The organism is Bacillus sp. EKM501B, from assembly GCF_011800505.1.
GTDB lineage: Bacteria > Bacillota > Bacilli > Bacillales > Bacillaceae_G > Bacillus_A > Bacillus_A cereus.
The window spans coordinates 498,511-517,482 of record NZ_JAALFZ010000002.1 but is presented as its reverse complement, the minus strand read 5'-3'; the positions used below and the strand labels follow the sequence as shown (position 1 = coordinate 517,482).

Below are 18,972 nucleotides of genomic sequence, written 5' to 3'. Positions count from 1 at the left end.
AAGGGCGGAATGATTGATACAAAAAGACAAACTTATACAAATTATAACTGATATTTACATAAGTTAACAAAAAATTTACATACAGCTAATTTTCTCTTAATAGTCTTCCATTAAATTTGATAGTGGGAAATGAATAACCTAATTAGGGGGACAAGACAGTGAAAAAGTTTGTGAAAAAAGCATGGCCATTTGCAGTTGTGGCATCATTAGCAGTTACTTCGGTAGCAACATGGAATTTTACTCGTTCTAGTGAGGTTAATGCAGATGAGAACGGAAGCAATGCAAAGATTAAAAATGTTATCGTATTAATTGGGGATGGTATGGGTCCTTCATATATGACGGCTCACCGTTATATGAAAGATAATCCAAAAACCTTTGAAATGGAATCTACAGAATTTGATAAGCATCTTGTAGGAACACAAAAAACATACCCAGAAGATGAACATGAAAATATTACAGACTCTGCATCGGCAGCAACAGCTATGTCAGCAGGAATTAAAACATATAATGCTGCAATTGCAGTTGATAATGATAAAGCGGAAGTGAAAACAGTTCTTGAGCAAGCGAAAGAAAAAGGGAAATCAACGGGACTCGTTGCAACTTCTGAAATTACACATGCAACACCAGCTGCTTTCGGTGCGCATGACATTAGCCGTAAAAATATGGACGCAATTGCAAATGATTATTTTGATGAGAAAATTAAAGGGAAGCATAAGGTAGATGTTATGCTTGGCGGCGGCGTAAAGAACTTTGTTAGAAAAGATCGTAATCTTACAGAAGAGTTTAAGAAATCTGGTTATAGCTATGTAACGGATCGAGATCAATTGTTAAATGATAAAAATGATCAAATTCTTGGTTTATTTGCACCAGGTGGATTAGATAAAATGATTGACCGCAATGAGAAAACACCTTCATTAGAAGAAATGACTAATGCAGCAATTGAGCGTTTGAACAAAAATAAAAATGGTTTCTTCTTAATGGTGGAAGGAAGTCAAATCGACTGGGCTGGACATGATAATGATATTGTTGGTGCAATGAGTGAAATGGAAGACTTCGAAAAAGCTTTCAAAGCAGCGATTGAGTTTGCGAAAAAAGATAAAAATACGTTAGTTGTTGCAACGGCAGATCACGCTACTGGTGGCTTATCTTTAGGTGCCAATGGCGAGTATAACTTTAAAGTAGATCCAATTAAAGCTGCAAAACGCACACCAGACTTTATGGCAAATGAGATTGCAAAAGGTGCAAATGTAGAAGAAACATTGAAAAAGTATATTGATTTACAATTAACTCCAGAAGAAATTCAAGCTGTAAATGATATAGCTCCGTCAAAAGATGTAACAAAGATTGATAATGCAATTGAAGATATTTTCAATAAGCGCTCGGTTACAGGCTGGACAACAGGTGGACATACAGGGGAAGATGTGAACGTGTATGCATTTGGTCCAGGTAAATACTTGTTCTCTGGCGTTCAAGAGAATACAAATATAGCGAAACGTGTCTTTGATATTGTTGGTGGCGGTGATCCGAATAAAGGAAGACGCTAATTAAGAGCGAAAGTGAGGCGAACTGCCTCGCTTTTCTTTTTAGGAGTTGGAAATATGAAAAAAATATTTGCGAAATTAAGATTCCTTCTAGCATTTGTAGTATTACTAGTTGGATGTCAACAAGAAGAGAATAATGTAGCACAAAAATCTACTACTAAAAAAACTGAGGAAAAGGTACAAATAACAAAAGAAGAAGAGAAATCTATTCAAGATGTTATTCATACATTTGTGCGAACGACCAATGAAAAAAATCTTGCAGAACATATGGAGTTATTTTCAAAGAAGATGCCTAGTGCTGAAGACTTAAAAACACAAAAAGAAGCCGCATTTCAAAAGGGAAATAAGAAAATTGAATTGGAACATATAGATATGAAAGTTAGTAAAGTAGGGTATGTTATTGTTGAAACGAAAGAAAAGGAAGTAGACGACAGTATTACTCTTCAAAAGAAAGTACAGTATGCCCTTGGAAAAGAAGAGGATAAATGGAAGATTGAAGAGGTTCGAACAATAGAGAAAAAATAACGTGAAACTTTAATAAGTGTGGAGTCGTACTTCCCAAAAATGATAGAAAAAAGGTTCTCATTGGCGAGAACCTTTTTTTATAGTGGTAGCATAATTTGATTTGAACATGCCTCAATATCATCAATATCTTGACGAATTGTGGCCATTTTATTATCCAGATCTTCAGCTTTCATTGCTGCATCATGTAGTTCATCTTTTAAATACTCCGGTATTTTCCCTTCATATTTATAATAAAGTTTGTGTTCTAAACTTGCCCAAAAGTCCATTGCCAGTGTACGTAACTGAATTTCTGCAAATACATCTTTTGTACCAGAATTTAGTGATAAAGGGTATTTAATGATCATGTGTAAACTTTTATATCCGTTTCGTTTTGGGTTAGCGATATAATCTTTTACTTCTATGACTTCCATATCTTCGCGTTTTTGAATGACTTCTTTCAAATGATAGATATCTTCTACGAAGCAACATGTAATACGAATACCAATAATATCTTGTAAATGTGTTTGAGCATTTTCAACTGTTGGTAATAAGCTTTTGCGCTCTAGTTTTTTAATAATACTTTCAGGTTGTTTTAGTCTTGTTTTTATATGTTCAAACGGGTTGTAATCCTCTAGAAATTGAGCTTCCCGGTTCATAATTTCAAATTTAGTTTTTAACTCTTCTAAAGCAAATGTATATGGTAATACAAAAGCTTTCCAGTAGTTAACTGTTGATTGATTATATTCCATTTATATACACACCTTTTCCTATTTGCAAGTGAGGTCGTTATTATACTAAATACCAAATCATATAAGCGCAAGCAGCAAATGATGAGATCATAAAGCGATATTTAGTTTTCATACTTTCAACTCCTTTCGAGTAAGATTTTATATAAATAAACGTGATTGTTAATAAGTTCACTATGTACAGTTTCTATAGTAATAGATTCGTGTGAATTTCGTATGAACTAATTGTTTCAGCTTTTTGTCTTTTTTGCTGTTAATCATAATTATTATTCGGATTTAAAGTGTTTTTATTTGATTTATCTATTTGTATAAATTAATGTATATTTAAATTTACAGTTATCGAGGAGGATATATGGTGAACTTTGAAGAATTAGCAATTGCTAGACGTTCTGCAATGAAATTTATACAAGGTATAGAAATCCCTGATGAGGATTTTAAAAAAATATTTGAGTTAACTAAGCTTTCTCCATCTTGCTATAATTTGCAGCACACACATTATGTTGTAATTCGTGATCAAGAGCGAAAAGAAAGATTAAAAGAATTAGCTTTCGGTCAATATAAAGTATCGAGTGCATCAGCGGTAGTGCTCGTTTGTGGTGATAAAAAAGCATACCAAAATGTTGAAAATATTTACTTCGGTATGAAAGTTTTAAAAATGATTGATGAATGTGAATATGAAGATACAATTAGGCAAACGAAAGGTTTATATGAAGGAAAAGGAGAGCGTTTCATGGAGGATGAAGCGATTAGAAATGCTTCGTTAAGCGCGATGACTTTTATGTACGCAGCTAAATATTATGGCTATGATACATGTCCAATGATTGGTTTCGATGAAAAAGCAGTACAAAGTGAATTAAATATGCCGGAGCATATAGTACCTGTTTTAATGATTACGATAGGAAAAAGTGATACGACTAAAACTCGCCCACGAGGATATCGAAAGCCGATTAGTGAGTTTGTTACATACGAATCGTTTTAATAAAGTGAAACTTTTAATCAGTGGGGGTCTTACTGCCCGTTAATGCGGGAGAAAATTTATTTAACTATAAAAACAAGGGGATTCTAAATGGAATCTTCTTGTTTTTGCAATTGACAAATGGAATGAAGTTTTATAATATATAAATCGTAATCATTACGTTTTAGTTGCGATTTTTGAAAGAAAGGAGAATTAAATATGCGTGTAAATATTACATTAGCTTGTACGGAGTGCGGTGATCGTAATTACATTTCTAAAAAAAATAAACGAAACAATCCAGAACGCATCGAATTAAAAAAATATTGTCCACGATTAAAGCGAGTAACGTTACATCGTGAAACGAAGTAGAAGACTAGAGATATCTCTAGTCTTTTTTTATAGTTCTTTAGTTTTGTTTGTTATAATTACCTTAAATTGTAATAAAGGGAGCAGTATGATGAATCAAAAAGATAAAGAAAGAAAAGAGCAAGTGGCTCATATTATTAATATTCCAGATGAATATAGTCTTGTTGTAGATGATCAAGAAGGGGTTGATGACCCGTATCATCTATTATGGTGGGAGCATAAAGAGGATCAGGAGAGAACGATACAAATTACATTGAATAGACATACTGGTAATTTAATTGAATTTAGGATAGATGATGAAAATCCTTTTTCAAGTGGCAAGGAAGCGATAGAGGAGAAGAAGGCAAGAGAGATTGCAAATGCGTTCTTGAAAAAATATACAAAAGAAGGATATGAATTCTATACATATGTAACGGTTAAGGACGACAGGCGCGGTTGGAAAGAAGTAAATTATATGCAAGAAGTGAATAGCTATCCATTGCCGAATACAGGGTGCGTTGTGCGAGTGCACTCTTCAGGTAATGTTGTGCATTTTCATTACAATGGACAAAAAGCTATAGAGAAAAAACCGTTATGGCCAAGTGAAATTGTTGAGGAGAATATCGTTTTAGAAAATTTGAAAGCTAGACAAGATATGAGACTTGTATTTATAGATTTAACATACTCTTCATGTGAGTATGAAAACGGGGAAGAAGTAAAAGGGTACCATCTTGTATATGAACCAGAGCCTAGTCATGCGTTTATTGATGCAAGTACAGGTAAAGATTTATTTGGACCAGATCATTATAAATTGCCTTCGGCTGTAGCTGTTGAAAAATCGAAAAAAGGTAACGAACGAGGTGAAGTATTCGAATTATTTGACTGGAATAAAGAAGGTTTTACAAAAGTAGATGAGACAGAAAATGATGATGAAATAAGGATGAAATTTGTTCCGAAAGAGGAATTACAAAAACAGAAAGAAGAAAAGAATCCATATTTAATGAATGAATTCTTTAAAAAGCATTTACCGATGTTGAAATATAATAATTTAGTTAGCGTTAAAATTGATAAATTAACCAATGAATTAACTGGTTTTATAAAACTGACAGATGATAAAGAAGTAAAGCAAATACTGTCTAGAGAGGAATGTTTACAAAAAGCACTTCAATTTTTAGAACGAGTTATTCCAGATATCACACAATATCTGCGTCTTTGGGAGGAACGTGAAGAAGCAGAAGATGGGATTGAAAGATTTATCTTTTCTGTATATATAAATGATATTCCGGCAGAGTATAACCAATTTATGATTAACATCAATGCAGAAAATGGTGCTGTTATGCACTACTCGGGGGAGTCTAGCAACTTTATAAAAGAATTGCTCACATACGAAATAACACCAAAAGTAACTAAAGAAAAAGCGTTAGAAATATACAGAGAGGCTATCCGAGTTAAATTAGAATGGTCTTTAGATCATGATGCAGAGGAAACGAAATACAAACTACTTTACAAACAAACGACAGATGAAAAACATAAAGAACCTTTTGATTGTAGGCGGGAAATTCGTTATATTGATGCCCAAGCGGGGAGAAAGATTTGGAGTAAGTAAAATAAAAAGAGTTATTTTTCAAAGAAAAAATAACTCTTTTTATTTTTATACTTTGCCTGTTCGTTTTTCAAAAGTAAATGTGATAGGAAGATTGGAATAAGAACTATCACTTTTAAATATTACTTTCCATTCTTTAGTATGGGCTTTAATTTCAAAATTAAGAAGATTCATCGCTCTACGTTTATCTATTTCTAAAAACATATTATGAATTTCTGGTTCTTGCTGTAAATTAAGAGCCTTTAGTGTGACTGTAAATGTGAAAAAATTCTGCCCTTCATATACTATTTTTGATATTTTTGTTTTTTGTTTATTTAACAGCACATAAAAACGGTCTGATGGAGTTAATTGTACAGAGTCATCAGTAATTTTATTCTCGCTATTATGAAGTTCAACTAAGTAAGATGTACTATGGGAAGAATCTTTTTTGCTTGTAATCTGTAATTCAGTAGGAATCATCGGTATTTCATAAAAATCATTTCTTATTATGTTGTTGTAATCCTCTGAAAATTTACGAACTTCTTTTGGAAAAGAGTCATCTTGTGTACTTAAAAAAGTTTTGTTTTGCTTTGGAATTTTTTTACTAAAATTTAATGTTTCTTTAAAGTAATAATTGGATCCAGTTAAAAATAAACAACTACAGATTAATAAAAAAATTCGATACGGATTTTGAAAGTGAAAGAATGATAGTATACATGTAATAATTCCAATTACATAGAAAATAAAGATAAGTAGTTCTAGTTTTGAGTGAAAGGAGAAACCATAGTTATGAAAAAATTTGATTCCAGTTATAATTTGAGCTCCAAAAAATAAAGAAATTCCAAATTGAAAAAATAATAAATCAGGCCCTCTTTTAATAACAAAAGTAATGAACGAAATGAAAAGTAAAAATACCCCTAAATAAATTGTTACATTTAATAATCGTTCTAATGTAATCATGAATAGTGTCCCCTTTAATAGCATATTCATATATAAATAACAATTTTATTTAATTATAATATAACGATAAAATATTTTAAATGTTAGAAGTGTTGAGTTTTATAAATAAACTGTACAGACACAAACAACCTCACGCCCACATACACATAATAAAGACCACTATTTTGGCGGAGGTGAAAGGTTTGAGTCTATTCGCCGCAATTGGATATATGGTTCGAGAAGTGTTTGTCTTTGTTTCTTATGTGAAGAACAATGCGTTCCCGCAGCCGTTATCATCAGATGATGAGAGAAAGTACTTAGAGTTAATGGAGCAAGGTGATGCTCAAGCGAGAAATCTTTTAATTGAACATAATTTACGGCTTGTAGCTCATATCGTTAAAAAATTTGAGAACACAGGAGAAGATGCAGAAGATTTAATTTCAATTGGTACGATCGGGCTCATTAAAGCGATCGAGAGCTATTCTGCAGGAAAGGGAACGAAGCTTGCGACGTATGCAGCACGCTGTATTGAAAATGAAATTTTGATGCATTTACGTGTACTAAAGAAAACGAAAAAAGATGTTTCACTTCATGATCCGATCGGGCAAGATAAAGAGGGCAATGAAATATCGCTTATTGATATATTAAAATCAGAGTCTGAAGATGTAATTGATATGATTCAGCTTAGTATGGAGTTAGAAAAAATTAAAGAGTATATCGATATTTTAGACGAAAGAGAAAAAGAAGTGATTGTGAAACGTTTTGGACTTGGGCTAGATAAGGAGAAAACACAGCGGGAAATCGCTAAGGCGCTTGGTATTTCTAGAAGCTACGTATCACGGATTGAAAAGCGTGCTTTAATGAAAATGTTCCACGAGTTTGTAAGGGCAGAGAAAGAGAAAAAAGCGAAAGAGTAAAGTGTATTAGAAGCAGCCATATTTAAAATGGGCTGCTTTTTTTATTGTAAATAAGAAAAGAAAACGCGTTATGCTAAGAAGAAATACATGTTCACTGTTGAAAATGACGGATTCTATCTGTAATATTAGAAGGTGCTAAATAATTTAAGAATAATACCATACTTAGTTTTCTGTATATATAATAAGGCTGCTTTATATGATATGTGGGAATAAGAACCAATTTTACATATGATATAGAAAGAAAAGAAGGGAAAACTAAAGTTATAGACTGATTAGGGGGTTTCGCAATTTGCGACGTACATTATATCGACTTATGATAGAACTTACAAATGGTCGCTTTACTTCTTATATATTACGTAAATTTGCACAATCTCGTTTGAGCTCTATCATTATTCCATCGTACGCGAAAGTTTTTCAAATTAATCAAGATGAGATGGAAAAGGGTTTGAAGGAATATAGAACATTGCATGAATTATTTACGCGTAAGCTAAAAGAAGGAAAGCGTAGTATTGATACAGATGCATCGAGTATTGTTAGTCCTGTTGATGGTGTTTTTGCAGATCATGGTCCTATTGAGGATACAAAAACATTTGATATAAAAGGAAAGCGCTATTCAATTGTGGATATGCTAGGTAATGAAGAACGTGCAACGCGATATGCAGGCGGTACATATATGGTAATTTATTTGAGTCCAAGTCATTATCATCGCATTCATAGTCCGCTTTCTGGTTCTGTGACTGAAAGATTTGTACTCGGTAGAAAATCATATCCGGTAAATGCAGCTGGTATGGAATACGGGAAAGAACCACTGTCAAAAAATTATCGTTCTGTTACAGAAGTAAGCAGTGATGGCGAGCATATGGCTCTTGTAAAAGTAGGTGCTATGTTTGTTAATAGTATTGAGCTTTTGCATGAGAGAGACACTGTTCAAAAAGGTGAAGAAATGGCATACTTTACATTTGGTTCAACAGTTGTGTTATTGTTTGAAAAAGATATGATAGAAGTAGTGCAGGAATTAAAGAGTGGACAAGAGCTTCGTCTTGGTGAAAAAATAGCTACTCGCTTAGCTCATAAATAAAGAAAAGCTTTTATAACCGTAAGTAAGAGTTATGGGCAAAGATACTTAATGATGAAATCCCCTAGATGGGAGTACTTGTTTATTCGAGAGCCATCGTAGGATGGCTCTTTTTACAGGGCATCTAATAATTTATCCTGTAACTGTTTGATTGGTAAGGGCTGATTAAACTTTCACTTTATATGTAATCAAGATGATTTGACAAGCTTGTCCTCTAATGAGCGTCTAATGATTTCTTGTTTTATAAGTAAAATGAAGTCGGGATTTAATTTTAGTTCTTTTGCTTTATAATAAGACTCAGTGAGTAACTCAGTGGATAACTGTTCCATATGTTTTGTTTTCAAGGTGAGTCACCTCCTAATAATATAAGGATTGATTCGTTGATGCATTTAATGTACCAAAAAAATATGACAGTCACAAACGAGTGGTTATCCACATACCTAGGTGGATAAAGTGTGTATAGTTTGTTAGTAAATTCCAAATTAACTGAAAAATTAATGTGGAAAATGTGTACAATTTTATCCACAGGTTATATATCGAAAAATGTTGTCGAAAAATTTTATGAAAAATCCTCAAAGAGGTGAAAGAAATTGAAACTATTTTTACCAAATGAATATGTGAAAAATGTATATCATGTTCAACCAGAAGATTTAAAAAAACGTGGGATTAAAGGCGTTATTACTGACTTAGATAACACTTTAATTGAATGGGATCGTCCCAATGCAACGCCGCAACTTGAAAAATGGTTCTTGGAAATGAAAGAGCAAGGCATTCAAGTAACGGTCGTTTCAAATAATAATGAGCAACGTGTGAAAGATTTTGCTGATCCATTAGGTATTCCATTTATTCATAGTGCACGTAAACCATTTGTTCGCGCATTTAAGCGTGCGATACAAGAGATGCGTTTGCAGCCAGATGAAGTTGTAGTAATTGGAGATCAGTTACTGACTGACGTGCTTGGTGGAAACCGAGTAGGCCTTCATACAATTTTAGTTGTACCGGTAGCACAAACGGACGGATTAGTAACGCGCTTTAATCGAAAAATTGAACGAAGAATTATGAAAAATATGAAGAAAAAAGGTTTAATTAACTGGGAGGAATAAAGTTTGACTGAAACAATTAAATGTATTGGTTGCGGTGTAGAAATTCAAACAGAAAATAAAAACGAAGTGGGGTATGCTCCTGCCTCATCTTTAGAGAAAGAACAAGTCATTTGTCAACGTTGTTTTCGCTTGAAGCATTACAATGAAATTCAAGATGTATCGTTAACAGATGATGACTTCCTACGCATTTTAAATGGAATTGGAAAATCAGATGCATTAGTAGTCAAAATTGTAGATATTTTTGATTTTAATGGTAGCTGGTTACCTGGCTTACATCGTTTCGTAGGGAATAATAAAGTATTACTTGTTGGAAATAAAGCTGATTTAATTCCAAAGTCAGTAAAACATGATAAAGTAAAACATTGGATGCGCTATAGTGCAAAGCAGCTAGGATTAAAACCAGAAGATGTCTTTTTAATTAGTGCAGCGAAGGGACAAGGAATTGCTGAACTAGCAGATGCTATTGAGTATTATCGCGGCGGCAAAGATGTTTATGTTGTTGGATGTACGAATGTAGGGAAATCGACATTTATTAATCGTATGATTAAAGAATTTAGTGATGAGACTGAAAATGTAATTACAACATCTCATTTCCCAGGAACAACACTGGATTTAATTGATATTCCATTGGACGAAGAGTCTTCTTTATATGATACGCCAGGTATTATTAACCACCACCAAATGGCTCATTATGTTGGAAAGCAAAGCTTAAAGCTTATTACACCAACAAAAGAAATTAAGCCGATGGTATTCCAATTAAATGAAGAACAAACGTTATTCTTTAGTGGATTGGCACGTTTTGATTATGTAAGTGGTGGTCGTCGTGCATTTACTTGTCACTTCTCGAATCGCTTAACAATCCATCGTACAAAGCTTGAGAAAGCAGATGAATTATATAAAAATCATGCCGGGGATTTACTAAGCCCACCAACGCCAGAAGAATTAGCAAATATGCCTGAGCTAGTGAAATACGAATTTAATATTCGTGAACCTAAAACGGATGTTGTATTCTCTGGATTAGGATGGGTTACTGTGAACGAACCAGGAGCAAAAATTGTTGCACACGTACCAAAAGGAGTAAGTGTTTCACTACGTAAATCTTTAATTTAATATGGAGAGGGATTTATGAAACAATTATATGGTGTAATCGGAAATCCAATTGGACATTCATTATCACCCGTTATGCATAATGATGCATTTGAACACTTGAATATGGATGCCCATTATCATGCGTTCCTTGTTGAAGAGGAATTGCTAGGGGAAGCAGTAAGAGGTTTAAAAGCATTAGGTATTTCAGGATTTAATGTAACAACTCCGCACAAGGTTGCTATTATGGAGTATTTGGATGAGATTGACCCATTGGCAAGGAAAATCGGTGCAGTAAATACAGTGGTTCATAAGGATGGAAGATTAATTGGCTATAACACAGACGGGATTGGTTTTGTTCGAGCGCTGCAGTCAATTAGTAATGAACCACTTCAAGGGAAACGTATTTTGTTACTTGGTTCAGGTGGTGCTAGCCGAGCTATTTATTTTTCTCTTGCTGATGTAGGTGTAAAAGATATTGATGTAGCTAATCGTACAGTAAATAAGGCGAAGGAACTTATTGCTGCACGTACGGCCGATGTTAATTCTGTTGCTTTGTCGTTAGAAAAAGCGACAGAAGAACAAGGAAATTATGATATTATCATTCAGACGACAACGATAGGTATGCATCCGCACGTAGAATATACGCCATTACAAATTTGTTCGTTAAAAAAAGGAACGATTGTATCAGATATAATTTATAATCCGTTTCAAACGAAAATTTTATGTGAGGCAAAAGAGCAAGGTGCAATCATTCAAAATGGTATTGATATGTTTGTTTATCAAGGAGCACTTGCATTTGAAATGTGGACAGGACGCACGCCAAATATCGAGAGAATGAAACAATTAGTTATAGAAAAGCTTGGAGGCTAACATATATGTTAACAGGAAAACAAAAAAGATTTTTACGTGCACAAGCACATCATTTAACACCAATTTTTCAAGTAGGAAAAGGCGGAGTAAATGAAAATATGATTAAACAAATTGCAGATACTTTAGAAGCTCGTGAGTTATTTAAAGTAAGTGTATTACAAAACTGTGAATTTGATCGCCGTGAGGTTGCGGAAGAACTTGCAAAAGGTGCACGTGCTGAAATCGTTCAAGTAATTGGAAGCACAATCGTTTTATACAAAGAATCAAGAGAAAATAAACAAATTAAGCTTCCTCGATAAAAAGATTAGCATGGGCTATTTTTATCGCTGATGCGTAATGATGTAGAGAGCGAAACCAATTGAACTTTTATTAATAGCAACTCTCTTCATTTCTAACCGAGGAGAGTTGCTGTATATAAAAGGAAGGGGCGTTTCTTTTGAGGAAAATTGGCATCATTGGCGGTACATTTGATCCGCCTCACTATGGACATTTGCTAATTGCAAATGAAGTATATCACGCTTTGAACTTGGAAGAAGTATGGTTCTTGCCAAACCAGATTCCCCCACATAAACAAGGGCGGAATATTACAAGTGTAGAAAGTCGTTTACATATGTTAGAACTCGCGACTGAGGCAGAAGAACACTTTTCTATTTGTTTAGAAGAGCTAAGTAGGAAGGGCCCATCTTATACGTATGACACTATGTTACAATTGACGAAGAAGTATCCGGATGTGCAGTTTCACTTTATTATTGGTGGGGATATGGTTGAATATTTACCGAAGTGGTATAACATTGAAGCTTTACTTAATCTTGTAACGTTTGTTGGAGTTGCAAGACCTGGGTATACATTGCATACACCATATAAGATTACTACAGTGGAAATTCCGGAATTTGCAGTTTCTTCATCCTTATTACGTGAGAGATATAAAGAGAAGAAAACGTGTAAATATTTACTTCCTGAAAAAGTACAGGTATATATCGAGAGGAATGGGTTGTATGAATCGTGAGAATGCACTGCATATTGTCAAACAACAAATGCATGAAAAACGTTATATACACACAATTGGTGTAATGGAGACAGCGATTGAGCTTGCTAAGTTATACGGTGTGGACGAGAAAAAAGCAGAGATGGCAGCTATATTCCATGATTATGCGAAATGTAGAGCAATTTCAGAAATGGAAGAGATTATTAAACGTGAAGATTTGCCGAAAGATTTACTTTGCTATAACAAAGAGTTATGGCATGCACCTGTTGGGGCATACTTAGTAGAAAAAGAAGTAGGCATTACGGATTCTGAAATTTTGCAAGCTATTACATATCATACAAGTGGTCATGAGAATATGACGATGTTAGATAAAGTGATTTATGTAGCTGATTACATTGAACCTGGGCGAAAGTTTCCAGGAGTGGAAGAGGCTCGTAAACTCGCATATACGGATATAAATCAAGCCCTATTATTTGCGTTAAAGAGAACAATTCAATTTTTAATGGAAAAAGATCAGACGATTTATCCATTAACATTCCAAACATACAATGCAGTTATCAAGGAGGAAATGAGTAAATGAACGATAAAGAATTATTAGTATTAGCGGCAAAAGCAGCTGATGATAAGAGAGCAGAAGATATGGTTGTCCTAAATATGCAAGGTATTTCACCAATTGCAGATTATTTCATTATTTGTCACGGAAATTCAGATAAACAAGTGCAAGCAATTGCACGTGAAATTAAATCAAAAGCACATGAGTTCCAAATCGACGTACAACGTATGGAAGGGTTTGACGAAGCACGTTGGGTATTAGTTGATCTTGGAGATGTAGTTGCTCATGTATTCCATAAAGATGAGCGTAATCACTATAATTTAGAGCGTCTATGGGGCGATGTGCCACGTGAAGATATTACAGAAGAGTTAGGCCAATGAAATACGAACAATTTGCATTGTTGTACGACGAACTAATGAATGATGTCCCTTATGATAAATGGGTGGAATTTACAGAGGGAAGTTTACAGCAGGCAGGTATGAAAGAGGCAAAAATTCTTGATGTAGCATGCGGTACAGGTAATGTAACCCTGCCGCTTGTGCAAAAGGGTTACGATTTAATAGGTGTCGATCTTTCAGAAGAAATGTTAACAGTCGCTCAGCAAAAACTAGGCGGAGAAGGGCATTTTATTCCTTTTTACCAACAAGATATGCGCGAGCTTGATGTTCCGGGTGAGTTTGACTGTGTAACGATTTTTTGTGATTCATTAAATTATGTATTGCAAGAAGATGGAGTACAAGAAACATTTAGAAGAGTATTTCACCATTTACGTCAAGATGGTTTGTTTTTATTTGATGTACACTCTTTATATAAAATACATCATGTATTTCAAAATGAAACGTATACAGTGAATGGAGAAGAAATATCTCTTATTTGGAATTGCTTCCCTGGTGAAGAATCAAATAGTGTAGAGCATGATTTAACATTCTTTGTTCAAGATCTAGAAGAAGATGTGTACCATCGGTTTGACGAATGTCACGTGCAACGTGCATATCAAGTGGAAGAGTTAACGAAATGGCTTGAAGAAGCAGGTTTTACAGTGCTTCGTGTAACAGGTGATTTTGAGCGACTTGAAGTTACAGAACAAACAGAGCGTATTTTCTTCATGGCGAAGAAAAACGGATAAAAACAAAAGCAACCGAGAAGGTTGCTTTTGTTTTATAAAGAAGATGTATTTTTAGTTCTAGCATAATCTAAAGATCGTATGCGTAAAGTGTGGGAATAGTAGTTGAAGTGAAAATGTATTGTAAAAAAGTAAGTATTTATAAAAAGGATTTGGAATGAAAATGACGTATTTATTATGTGTGTTTATTGAATTGCTGATCAACGCATTCTAAATCTTCATCAAATTTTTCATGTGTTCGCTCGATTAACTTATGGAACATATCTCCAACGTGTTCTTCTAAAACCCGAATGCCTTCCCCAGTAACGCCGCCTTTCACGCAAACCTTTTCTTGTAAGGTAGGTAATGTGAAGATTTCTTTTTCAAGTAATTTCCCCATCCCCACGACCATTTCACTTACTAAAGTAGTAGCCTCTTCGTGTGTAATATTTGTTTTATCTACAGCAGCGTTAATGAAGCATTGTAGTAAATAACTAAAGAAAGCAGGACCGCAACTTGCTATATCAGATGAAACGCGCGTTATATCTTCTTTTATTACAAGAGGTGTAGAAATGTTTTTGAATAGACGAAGTAGTTTTTGTTGCCATTCTTCAGAGCAATTATCTCCAAATGTAAATAGTGAGGCGCCAGAGAGAGCGCGATTTGTGATACTTGGAATGATACGCGCGACGTGGCAAGGTACGAGAGTCTCTAATTGTGATGGAGATATTGGACTTGTAATAGAAACTAAGCACGTTTCATCAGAAAAATGTTCAGCGTATTTTTTTAGGATAGGGTATATATCTATCGGCTTAACACAAATAAAAATAAGTTGTGATTGTTCGATTACTTCCGGGATTGTTTTTGCTATCTGAACAGAAGGGTATTTTTCTTTTATATGATATGCTTTTGCGGGCGTCCGATTAATGATTGTAAGGCAAGAAGGTTTGACAGCACGGGTTTCTAAAAATGCATCGATTAGTATATTTCCCATGTTTCCTGTCCCTATAATTCCTATGTTCAAAGTTTCATCCCTCCTTCGTAACAGCTTTCTCCTAAACAATATGAATGATGTTATAAATTTATGATTAGAGGTGTAAAATGATGTGGGATTTTCCGAAAAAGTGGTTAGGTTTAGTAGCTATTATTGGAACTTTACTTTTTCTTGTTTTTTGGAAAACGAATCAGAATGTAGAACGAACGCCTATTACAATGAATGTACAAGAGAAGGAGATAGAAAAAAAGGGTAAACCGAAAATATCGGATACAAAGGAACAGAAAAGAACAATTATAATTGATGTGAAAGGAGCGGTTAGTAAAGAAGGGGTATATGAAATGAAGGAAGGAGATCGCGTAAAGGATGCGGTTCAAAAGGCTGGTGGTTTTTTATCAGAAGTAGATATGAAAAAAGTAAATTTAGCACAAATTGTACAAGATCAAATGCTTCTTTATATACCGAGTAAAAATGAGTCAGAACAAGGTGTGCTTACTTCTTCTAAGGAAGATGGCAAGATTCGAATAAATACAGCGGCGAAAGAACAACTAGAAAAAATTACAGGGATTGGCTCTCGAAAGGCAGAAAGTATTTTGAAATATCGAGAAGAACATGGTCCGTTTCAGAAAATAGAAGATTTATTAGAGATTGATGGGATTGGTGCGAAGTCTCTTGAAAAGATAAAAGGTCAAATTATTATTCCGTAAAAGATTGACGAAGTTTTTCTTCTTTCGCTACACTACAAGTAGACAAAAAAGTAGGTGAAAAATATGGAACGAATTTCATGGGATCAATATTTTATGACGCAAAGCCATCTACTATCTTTGCGTAGTACATGTACAAGGCTTGCGGTAGGAGCGACAATCGTTCGCGATAAACGAATTATTGCTGGTGGGTATAATGGTTCAATTAAAGGTGGCGTACATTGTATAGATGATGGTTGTTACGTAATCGATAATCATTGTGTTCGGACAATTCATGCCGAAATGAATGCTTTATTACAATGTGCCAAGTTTGGTGCGAAAACAGAGGAAGCAGAAATTTACGTTACGCATTTCCCTTGTTTACAATGTTGTAAGGCAATTATTCAAAGTGGTATTACAGCGGTTTATTATGCACAGGATTATAAAAATCATCCATACGCCATAGAGTTATTTGAACAAGCGAACGTAACAGTGAAGCACGTTCCGCTAGAATATGATATTGCTGCATTAGAGGAGCAAAAACGTTATACAGAGTTGAAAGAATTATTTGCGTCTTTAGAAAAAGATAATTTATCAATGGAAGAATTACAGCATGTATTCACGAAAGCAAAAATGATGCTATAAGGAGTGAGTATAAGTTGCAGGAACAATGGGGGTATGTTGCAATCTCGTTTATAATAGGGGTTGCAATTGCCTTTTCATCGTCACTTTTATTGATAGTTTTTTGCCTCTTTTTAAATGTTTTCTTCTGTTTATATCGCACTTCGCGTAAAACCTTCATTTTTTGTATTGTAGCGTACTTTAGTAGCGCTATATACACTTCCTATGTTCAAACGTGGAATAAGCCTCTAGGGGATTCCTATGGAGTTACAAGAGGGGTTATACAAAATACACCGCTTGTTAATGGGGATCGCCTATCTTTTCAATTTGAAGATCAGAATAAAAATATAGTGCAGTTAAGTTATAGAATCAAATCAGTCTTGGAAAAGAAAAAAATGCAACAATTATACGCGGGGATATCATGTGTATTCGAGGGTGAGAGGAAAGAACCGGAAACAGCTCGGAATTTTCATGGTTTTAATTACCGTGATTATTTATACAAACAACATATTCATTTTACATTTGAGGCTACATATATTTCTGAATGCTATAAAACATCACTGTCGCTCACGCAATGGATTCTTCTTTTGAGGCAACAAGCAATCTCGAAAGTTACAGAAATGTTTCCAGAGCAATCAGGTGCTTTTATGAATGCATTAATATTTGGTGATAGACAACAAATGACGTTTGAAGTGGAAGAGCAATATCAACAATTTGGTCTTGTACATTTGTTAGCAATTTCAGGTTCGCACATTGTATTGTTAATGGTGATAGTATATTTTATTTTGCTAAGAAGCGGTGTGACAAGGGAGGTAGCAACAATTTGCCTTATCGTTTGTATTCCTTTGTATATGGTTTTAGCAGGGGCGTCACCCTCTGTTATAAGAGCTTCTATAACAGGAGTTTTGATGTTGATTGCTTTTATGTGCTCGATTCGTTTGTCTAGTTTAGATGCTTTAAGTGTAACAGCTATATGCATGCTTATATATGACCCTTATCTTGTTTTTAATATTGGATTTCAGTTTTCTTTTGTAGGTAGCTTCGCTTTACTTTTGTCTGCTCCGTTATTGTTAGGAAGTAGCAACGGAGTAATCCGGAATTCTATTTATATTTCTATCATTTCACAGCTCGTTAGTACTCCGATTTTGTTATATCACTTTGGTTATTTTTCTCCATATAGCATTCTCCTCAATCTCTTATACGTTCCGTTTTTATCTATCATTGTATTACCATGTAGCATTATTATTTTACTGTGTATGCCAATTGTCCCGTTTCTCGCAAAAGGATTTGCCGATGTATTATCAATAGGCTTGAGTATGTCTAATGATTTTCTAAGTTATTGTGAAAGTTTACCATTTACCCAGCTTATCTTCGGGGAAACGCCCTTCAATCTTGTAGCTGTATATTGCGCGAGTATTGTCAGCATATTGATGGTTTGGGAACGGAGAGCGCCGAAAAAAATAGTTTGTATAGTTGCGAGTGTATTTCTTTTTATTAGCACATGTCATTATATATATCCATATTTTAGAGGAAGCGGAAGTGTAACATTTATTGATGTTGGACAAGGTGATGCAATATTAATTCGCCTTCCGTATGATAAAGGGATTTATCTTATTGATACAGGTGGAACGCTTCGTGTGAATAAGGAAGAATGGCAACAAAAAAAGCATGAATTTTCTGTTGGAAATGATGTTTTAATACCCTTTTTACAAAAAGAAGGTATTAAAACAATTGATAAATTAATCGTAACGCATGGAGATGCAGATCATATAGGTGCTGCGCAAGAATTATTATCATATATACCTGTAAAAGAAGTGGTATTTGGCCGAAAGGGAAAAGATGCAGTATTAGAAAAAGTAGTCAAGAAACAGGCATTAGAAAAGGAAATGAAAATAACTGAAGTGGGGGAAGGGGAGAGTTGGAGTGTAAATGAAGCGGAATTTTTTGTTTTAGCTCCAAAAGGAAAAGAAAAAAGTGAAAATAACGCTTCAATTGTAATATGGGCAAAATTTGGAGGGGTGAAGTGGCTATTTACAGGCGATTTGGAAGAAGAAGGGGAAAAGATTTTAGTAGAGGCATATCCAGATTTACAAGTAGATGTTTTAAAAGTTGCTCATCATGGGAGTGATACGTCATCTATAGAGCCTTTTTTGAACGTCATACAGCCTCGTGTAGCGATTATATCTGTTGGTAAGCAGAATAGGTATGGACACCCGCATAAAGAAGTGATAGAGCGTTTTGAGAAGATGGGGAGTGCGATATGGCGCACGGACAAGCAAGGTGCTATTTCCTATGTTTTTAAAGGGAAAAATGGAACCTTTAAAAGTAAAATCACATATGATAAAACACATAATAGATGAAAAAGAGA

Annotated in this window: 22 protein-coding genes; 18 read left to right on the top strand and 4 right to left on the bottom strand. The window is 34.4% G+C overall.

Annotated elements, in window-relative coordinates:
• The first annotated feature begins 158 nt into the window (after positions 1 to 158).
• Positions 159 to 1,544, top strand: a complete 1,386-nt coding sequence (locus HFD78_RS07495; RefSeq protein WP_000714912.1) for an alkaline phosphatase — start codon at positions 159 to 161, stop codon at positions 1,542 to 1,544.
• 54 nt (positions 1,545 to 1,598) lie between these two features.
• Positions 1,599 to 2,066, top strand: a complete 468-nt coding sequence (locus HFD78_RS07490) for a hypothetical protein (RefSeq protein ID WP_000717905.1) — start codon at positions 1,599 to 1,601, stop codon at positions 2,064 to 2,066.
• A 77-nt stretch (positions 2,067 to 2,143) separates the two neighbouring features.
• On the opposite strand, the gene HFD78_RS07485 is transcribed toward HFD78_RS07490, so the two are convergent.
• Positions 2,144 to 2,794, bottom strand: a complete 651-nt coding sequence (locus HFD78_RS07485; RefSeq protein ID WP_000456230.1) for a GTP pyrophosphokinase — start codon at positions 2,792 to 2,794, stop codon at positions 2,144 to 2,146.
• 349 nt (positions 2,795 to 3,143) lie between these two features.
• On the opposite strand from HFD78_RS07485, the gene HFD78_RS07480 reads away from it, so the two are divergent.
• From HFD78_RS07480 to HFD78_RS07470, 3 genes are all read left to right on the top strand, one after another.
• Entirely contained in the window at positions 3,144 to 3,770 is a 627-nt protein-coding gene (locus HFD78_RS07480) for a nitroreductase family protein (protein ID WP_000245978.1), read from the top strand.
• A 195-nt stretch (positions 3,771 to 3,965) separates the two neighbouring features.
• Positions 3,966 to 4,115 carry a 50S ribosomal protein L33 gene (rpmG, locus tag HFD78_RS07475; protein ID WP_001265617.1) on the top strand — a complete coding sequence of 50 codons (150 nt, stop codon included), beginning with the start codon at positions 3,966 to 3,968 and terminating at the stop codon, positions 4,113 to 4,115.
• 88 nt (positions 4,116 to 4,203) lie between these two features.
• Positions 4,204 to 5,697: a YcdB/YcdC domain-containing protein gene (locus tag HFD78_RS07470; protein WP_001072071.1), complete on the top strand. Its 1,494-nt coding sequence runs from the start codon at positions 4,204 to 4,206 to the stop codon at positions 5,695 to 5,697.
• Positions 5,698 to 5,742: 45 nt separating this feature from the next.
• Here HFD78_RS07470 and HFD78_RS07465 read toward each other — a convergent pair whose 3' ends face one another.
• Positions 5,743 to 6,663 carry a hypothetical protein gene (locus tag HFD78_RS07465; protein ID WP_002196900.1) on the bottom strand — a complete coding sequence of 307 codons (921 nt, stop codon included), beginning with the start codon at positions 6,661 to 6,663 and terminating at the stop codon, positions 5,743 to 5,745.
• Positions 6,664 to 6,815: 152 nt separating this feature from the next.
• Between HFD78_RS07465 and sigK the strand changes: the two genes are divergently transcribed.
• Together sigK and HFD78_RS07455 are read left to right on the top strand one after the other, a co-directional pair.
• Positions 6,816 to 7,529, top strand: a complete 714-nt coding sequence (gene sigK / locus HFD78_RS07460; RefSeq protein WP_000051382.1) for an RNA polymerase sporulation sigma factor SigK — start codon at positions 6,816 to 6,818, stop codon at positions 7,527 to 7,529.
• A 289-nt stretch (positions 7,530 to 7,818) separates the two neighbouring features.
• On the top strand, positions 7,819 to 8,607 hold the full coding sequence (locus tag HFD78_RS07455; RefSeq protein ID WP_001255000.1) for a phosphatidylserine decarboxylase: 789 nt from the start codon (positions 7,819 to 7,821) through the stop codon (positions 8,605 to 8,607).
• A 185-nt stretch (positions 8,608 to 8,792) separates the two neighbouring features.
• On the opposite strand, the gene sda is transcribed toward HFD78_RS07455, so the two are convergent.
• Positions 8,793 to 8,948 carry a sporulation histidine kinase inhibitor Sda gene (gene sda / locus HFD78_RS07450; protein WP_000850094.1) on the bottom strand — a complete coding sequence of 52 codons (156 nt, stop codon included), beginning with the start codon at positions 8,946 to 8,948 and terminating at the stop codon, positions 8,793 to 8,795.
• Between the two features lie 246 nt (positions 8,949 to 9,194).
• Here sda and HFD78_RS07445 point away from each other — a divergent pair, with 246 nt between their 5' ends.
• The 8 genes from HFD78_RS07445 to HFD78_RS07410 all read left to right on the top strand — a co-directional run bounded on the left by HFD78_RS07445 (position 9,195) and on the right by HFD78_RS07410 (position 14,330).
• Positions 9,195 to 9,707, top strand: coding sequence for a YqeG family HAD IIIA-type phosphatase (locus HFD78_RS07445; RefSeq protein WP_000765314.1), 513 nt, complete (start codon positions 9,195 to 9,197; stop codon positions 9,705 to 9,707).
• Positions 9,708 to 9,710: 3 nt separating this feature from the next.
• Positions 9,711 to 10,817: a ribosome biogenesis GTPase YqeH gene (yqeH, locus tag HFD78_RS07440; RefSeq protein ID WP_000140799.1), complete on the top strand. Its 1,107-nt coding sequence runs from the start codon at positions 9,711 to 9,713 to the stop codon at positions 10,815 to 10,817.
• A 15-nt stretch (positions 10,818 to 10,832) separates the two neighbouring features.
• Positions 10,833 to 11,666 carry a shikimate dehydrogenase gene (aroE, locus tag HFD78_RS07435; RefSeq protein ID WP_000812073.1) on the top strand — a complete coding sequence of 278 codons (834 nt, stop codon included), beginning with the start codon at positions 10,833 to 10,835 and terminating at the stop codon, positions 11,664 to 11,666.
• 5 nt (positions 11,667 to 11,671) lie between these two features.
• Positions 11,672 to 11,965 carry a ribosome assembly RNA-binding protein YhbY gene (gene yhbY, locus HFD78_RS07430; protein ID WP_000955224.1) on the top strand — a complete coding sequence of 98 codons (294 nt, stop codon included), beginning with the start codon at positions 11,672 to 11,674 and terminating at the stop codon, positions 11,963 to 11,965.
• A gap of 137 nt (positions 11,966 to 12,102) precedes the next feature.
• Positions 12,103 to 12,672, top strand: coding sequence for a nicotinate-nucleotide adenylyltransferase (nadD, locus tag HFD78_RS07425; RefSeq protein WP_001226048.1), 570 nt, complete (start codon positions 12,103 to 12,105; stop codon positions 12,670 to 12,672).
• On the top strand, positions 12,662 to 13,231 hold the full coding sequence (gene yqeK / locus HFD78_RS07420) for a bis(5'-nucleosyl)-tetraphosphatase (symmetrical) YqeK (protein WP_001078477.1): 570 nt from the start codon (positions 12,662 to 12,664) through the stop codon (positions 13,229 to 13,231). The genes nadD and yqeK overlap by 11 nt, the downstream gene beginning before the upstream one ends.
• Entirely contained in the window at positions 13,228 to 13,584 is a 357-nt protein-coding gene (gene rsfS, locus HFD78_RS07415; protein ID WP_000998193.1) for a ribosome silencing factor, read from the top strand. Before yqeK ends, rsfS begins: the two co-directional genes overlap by 4 nt.
• The gene (locus HFD78_RS07410) at positions 13,581 to 14,330 is read left to right on the top strand and encodes a class I SAM-dependent DNA methyltransferase (protein WP_061654485.1); all 750 of its coding nucleotides are present in this window, start codon (positions 13,581 to 13,583) and stop codon (positions 14,328 to 14,330) included. Before rsfS ends, HFD78_RS07410 begins: the two co-directional genes overlap by 4 nt.
• Positions 14,331 to 14,502: 172 nt before the next feature.
• On the opposite strand, the gene comER is transcribed toward HFD78_RS07410, so the two are convergent.
• A complete protein-coding gene (comER, locus tag HFD78_RS07405) occupies positions 14,503 to 15,330 on the bottom strand; it encodes a late competence protein ComER (RefSeq protein WP_001020560.1) in 828 nt (275 codons plus the stop codon).
• 77 nt (positions 15,331 to 15,407) lie between these two features.
• On the opposite strand from comER, the gene HFD78_RS07400 reads away from it, so the two are divergent.
• The 3 genes from HFD78_RS07400 to HFD78_RS07390 all read left to right on the top strand — a co-directional run bounded on the left by HFD78_RS07400 (position 15,408) and on the right by HFD78_RS07390 (position 18,964).
• On the top strand, positions 15,408 to 16,007 hold the full coding sequence (locus tag HFD78_RS07400; protein ID WP_000989929.1) for a helix-hairpin-helix domain-containing protein: 600 nt from the start codon (positions 15,408 to 15,410) through the stop codon (positions 16,005 to 16,007).
• Between the two features lie 63 nt (positions 16,008 to 16,070).
• A complete protein-coding gene (locus HFD78_RS07395; protein ID WP_000439773.1) occupies positions 16,071 to 16,628 on the top strand; it encodes a ComE operon protein 2 in 558 nt (185 codons plus the stop codon).
• Between the two features lie 14 nt (positions 16,629 to 16,642).
• On the top strand, positions 16,643 to 18,964 hold the full coding sequence (locus HFD78_RS07390; RefSeq protein WP_001157844.1) for a DNA internalization-related competence protein ComEC/Rec2: 2,322 nt from the start codon (positions 16,643 to 16,645) through the stop codon (positions 18,962 to 18,964).
• Positions 18,965 to 18,972: the final 8 nt, after the last annotated feature.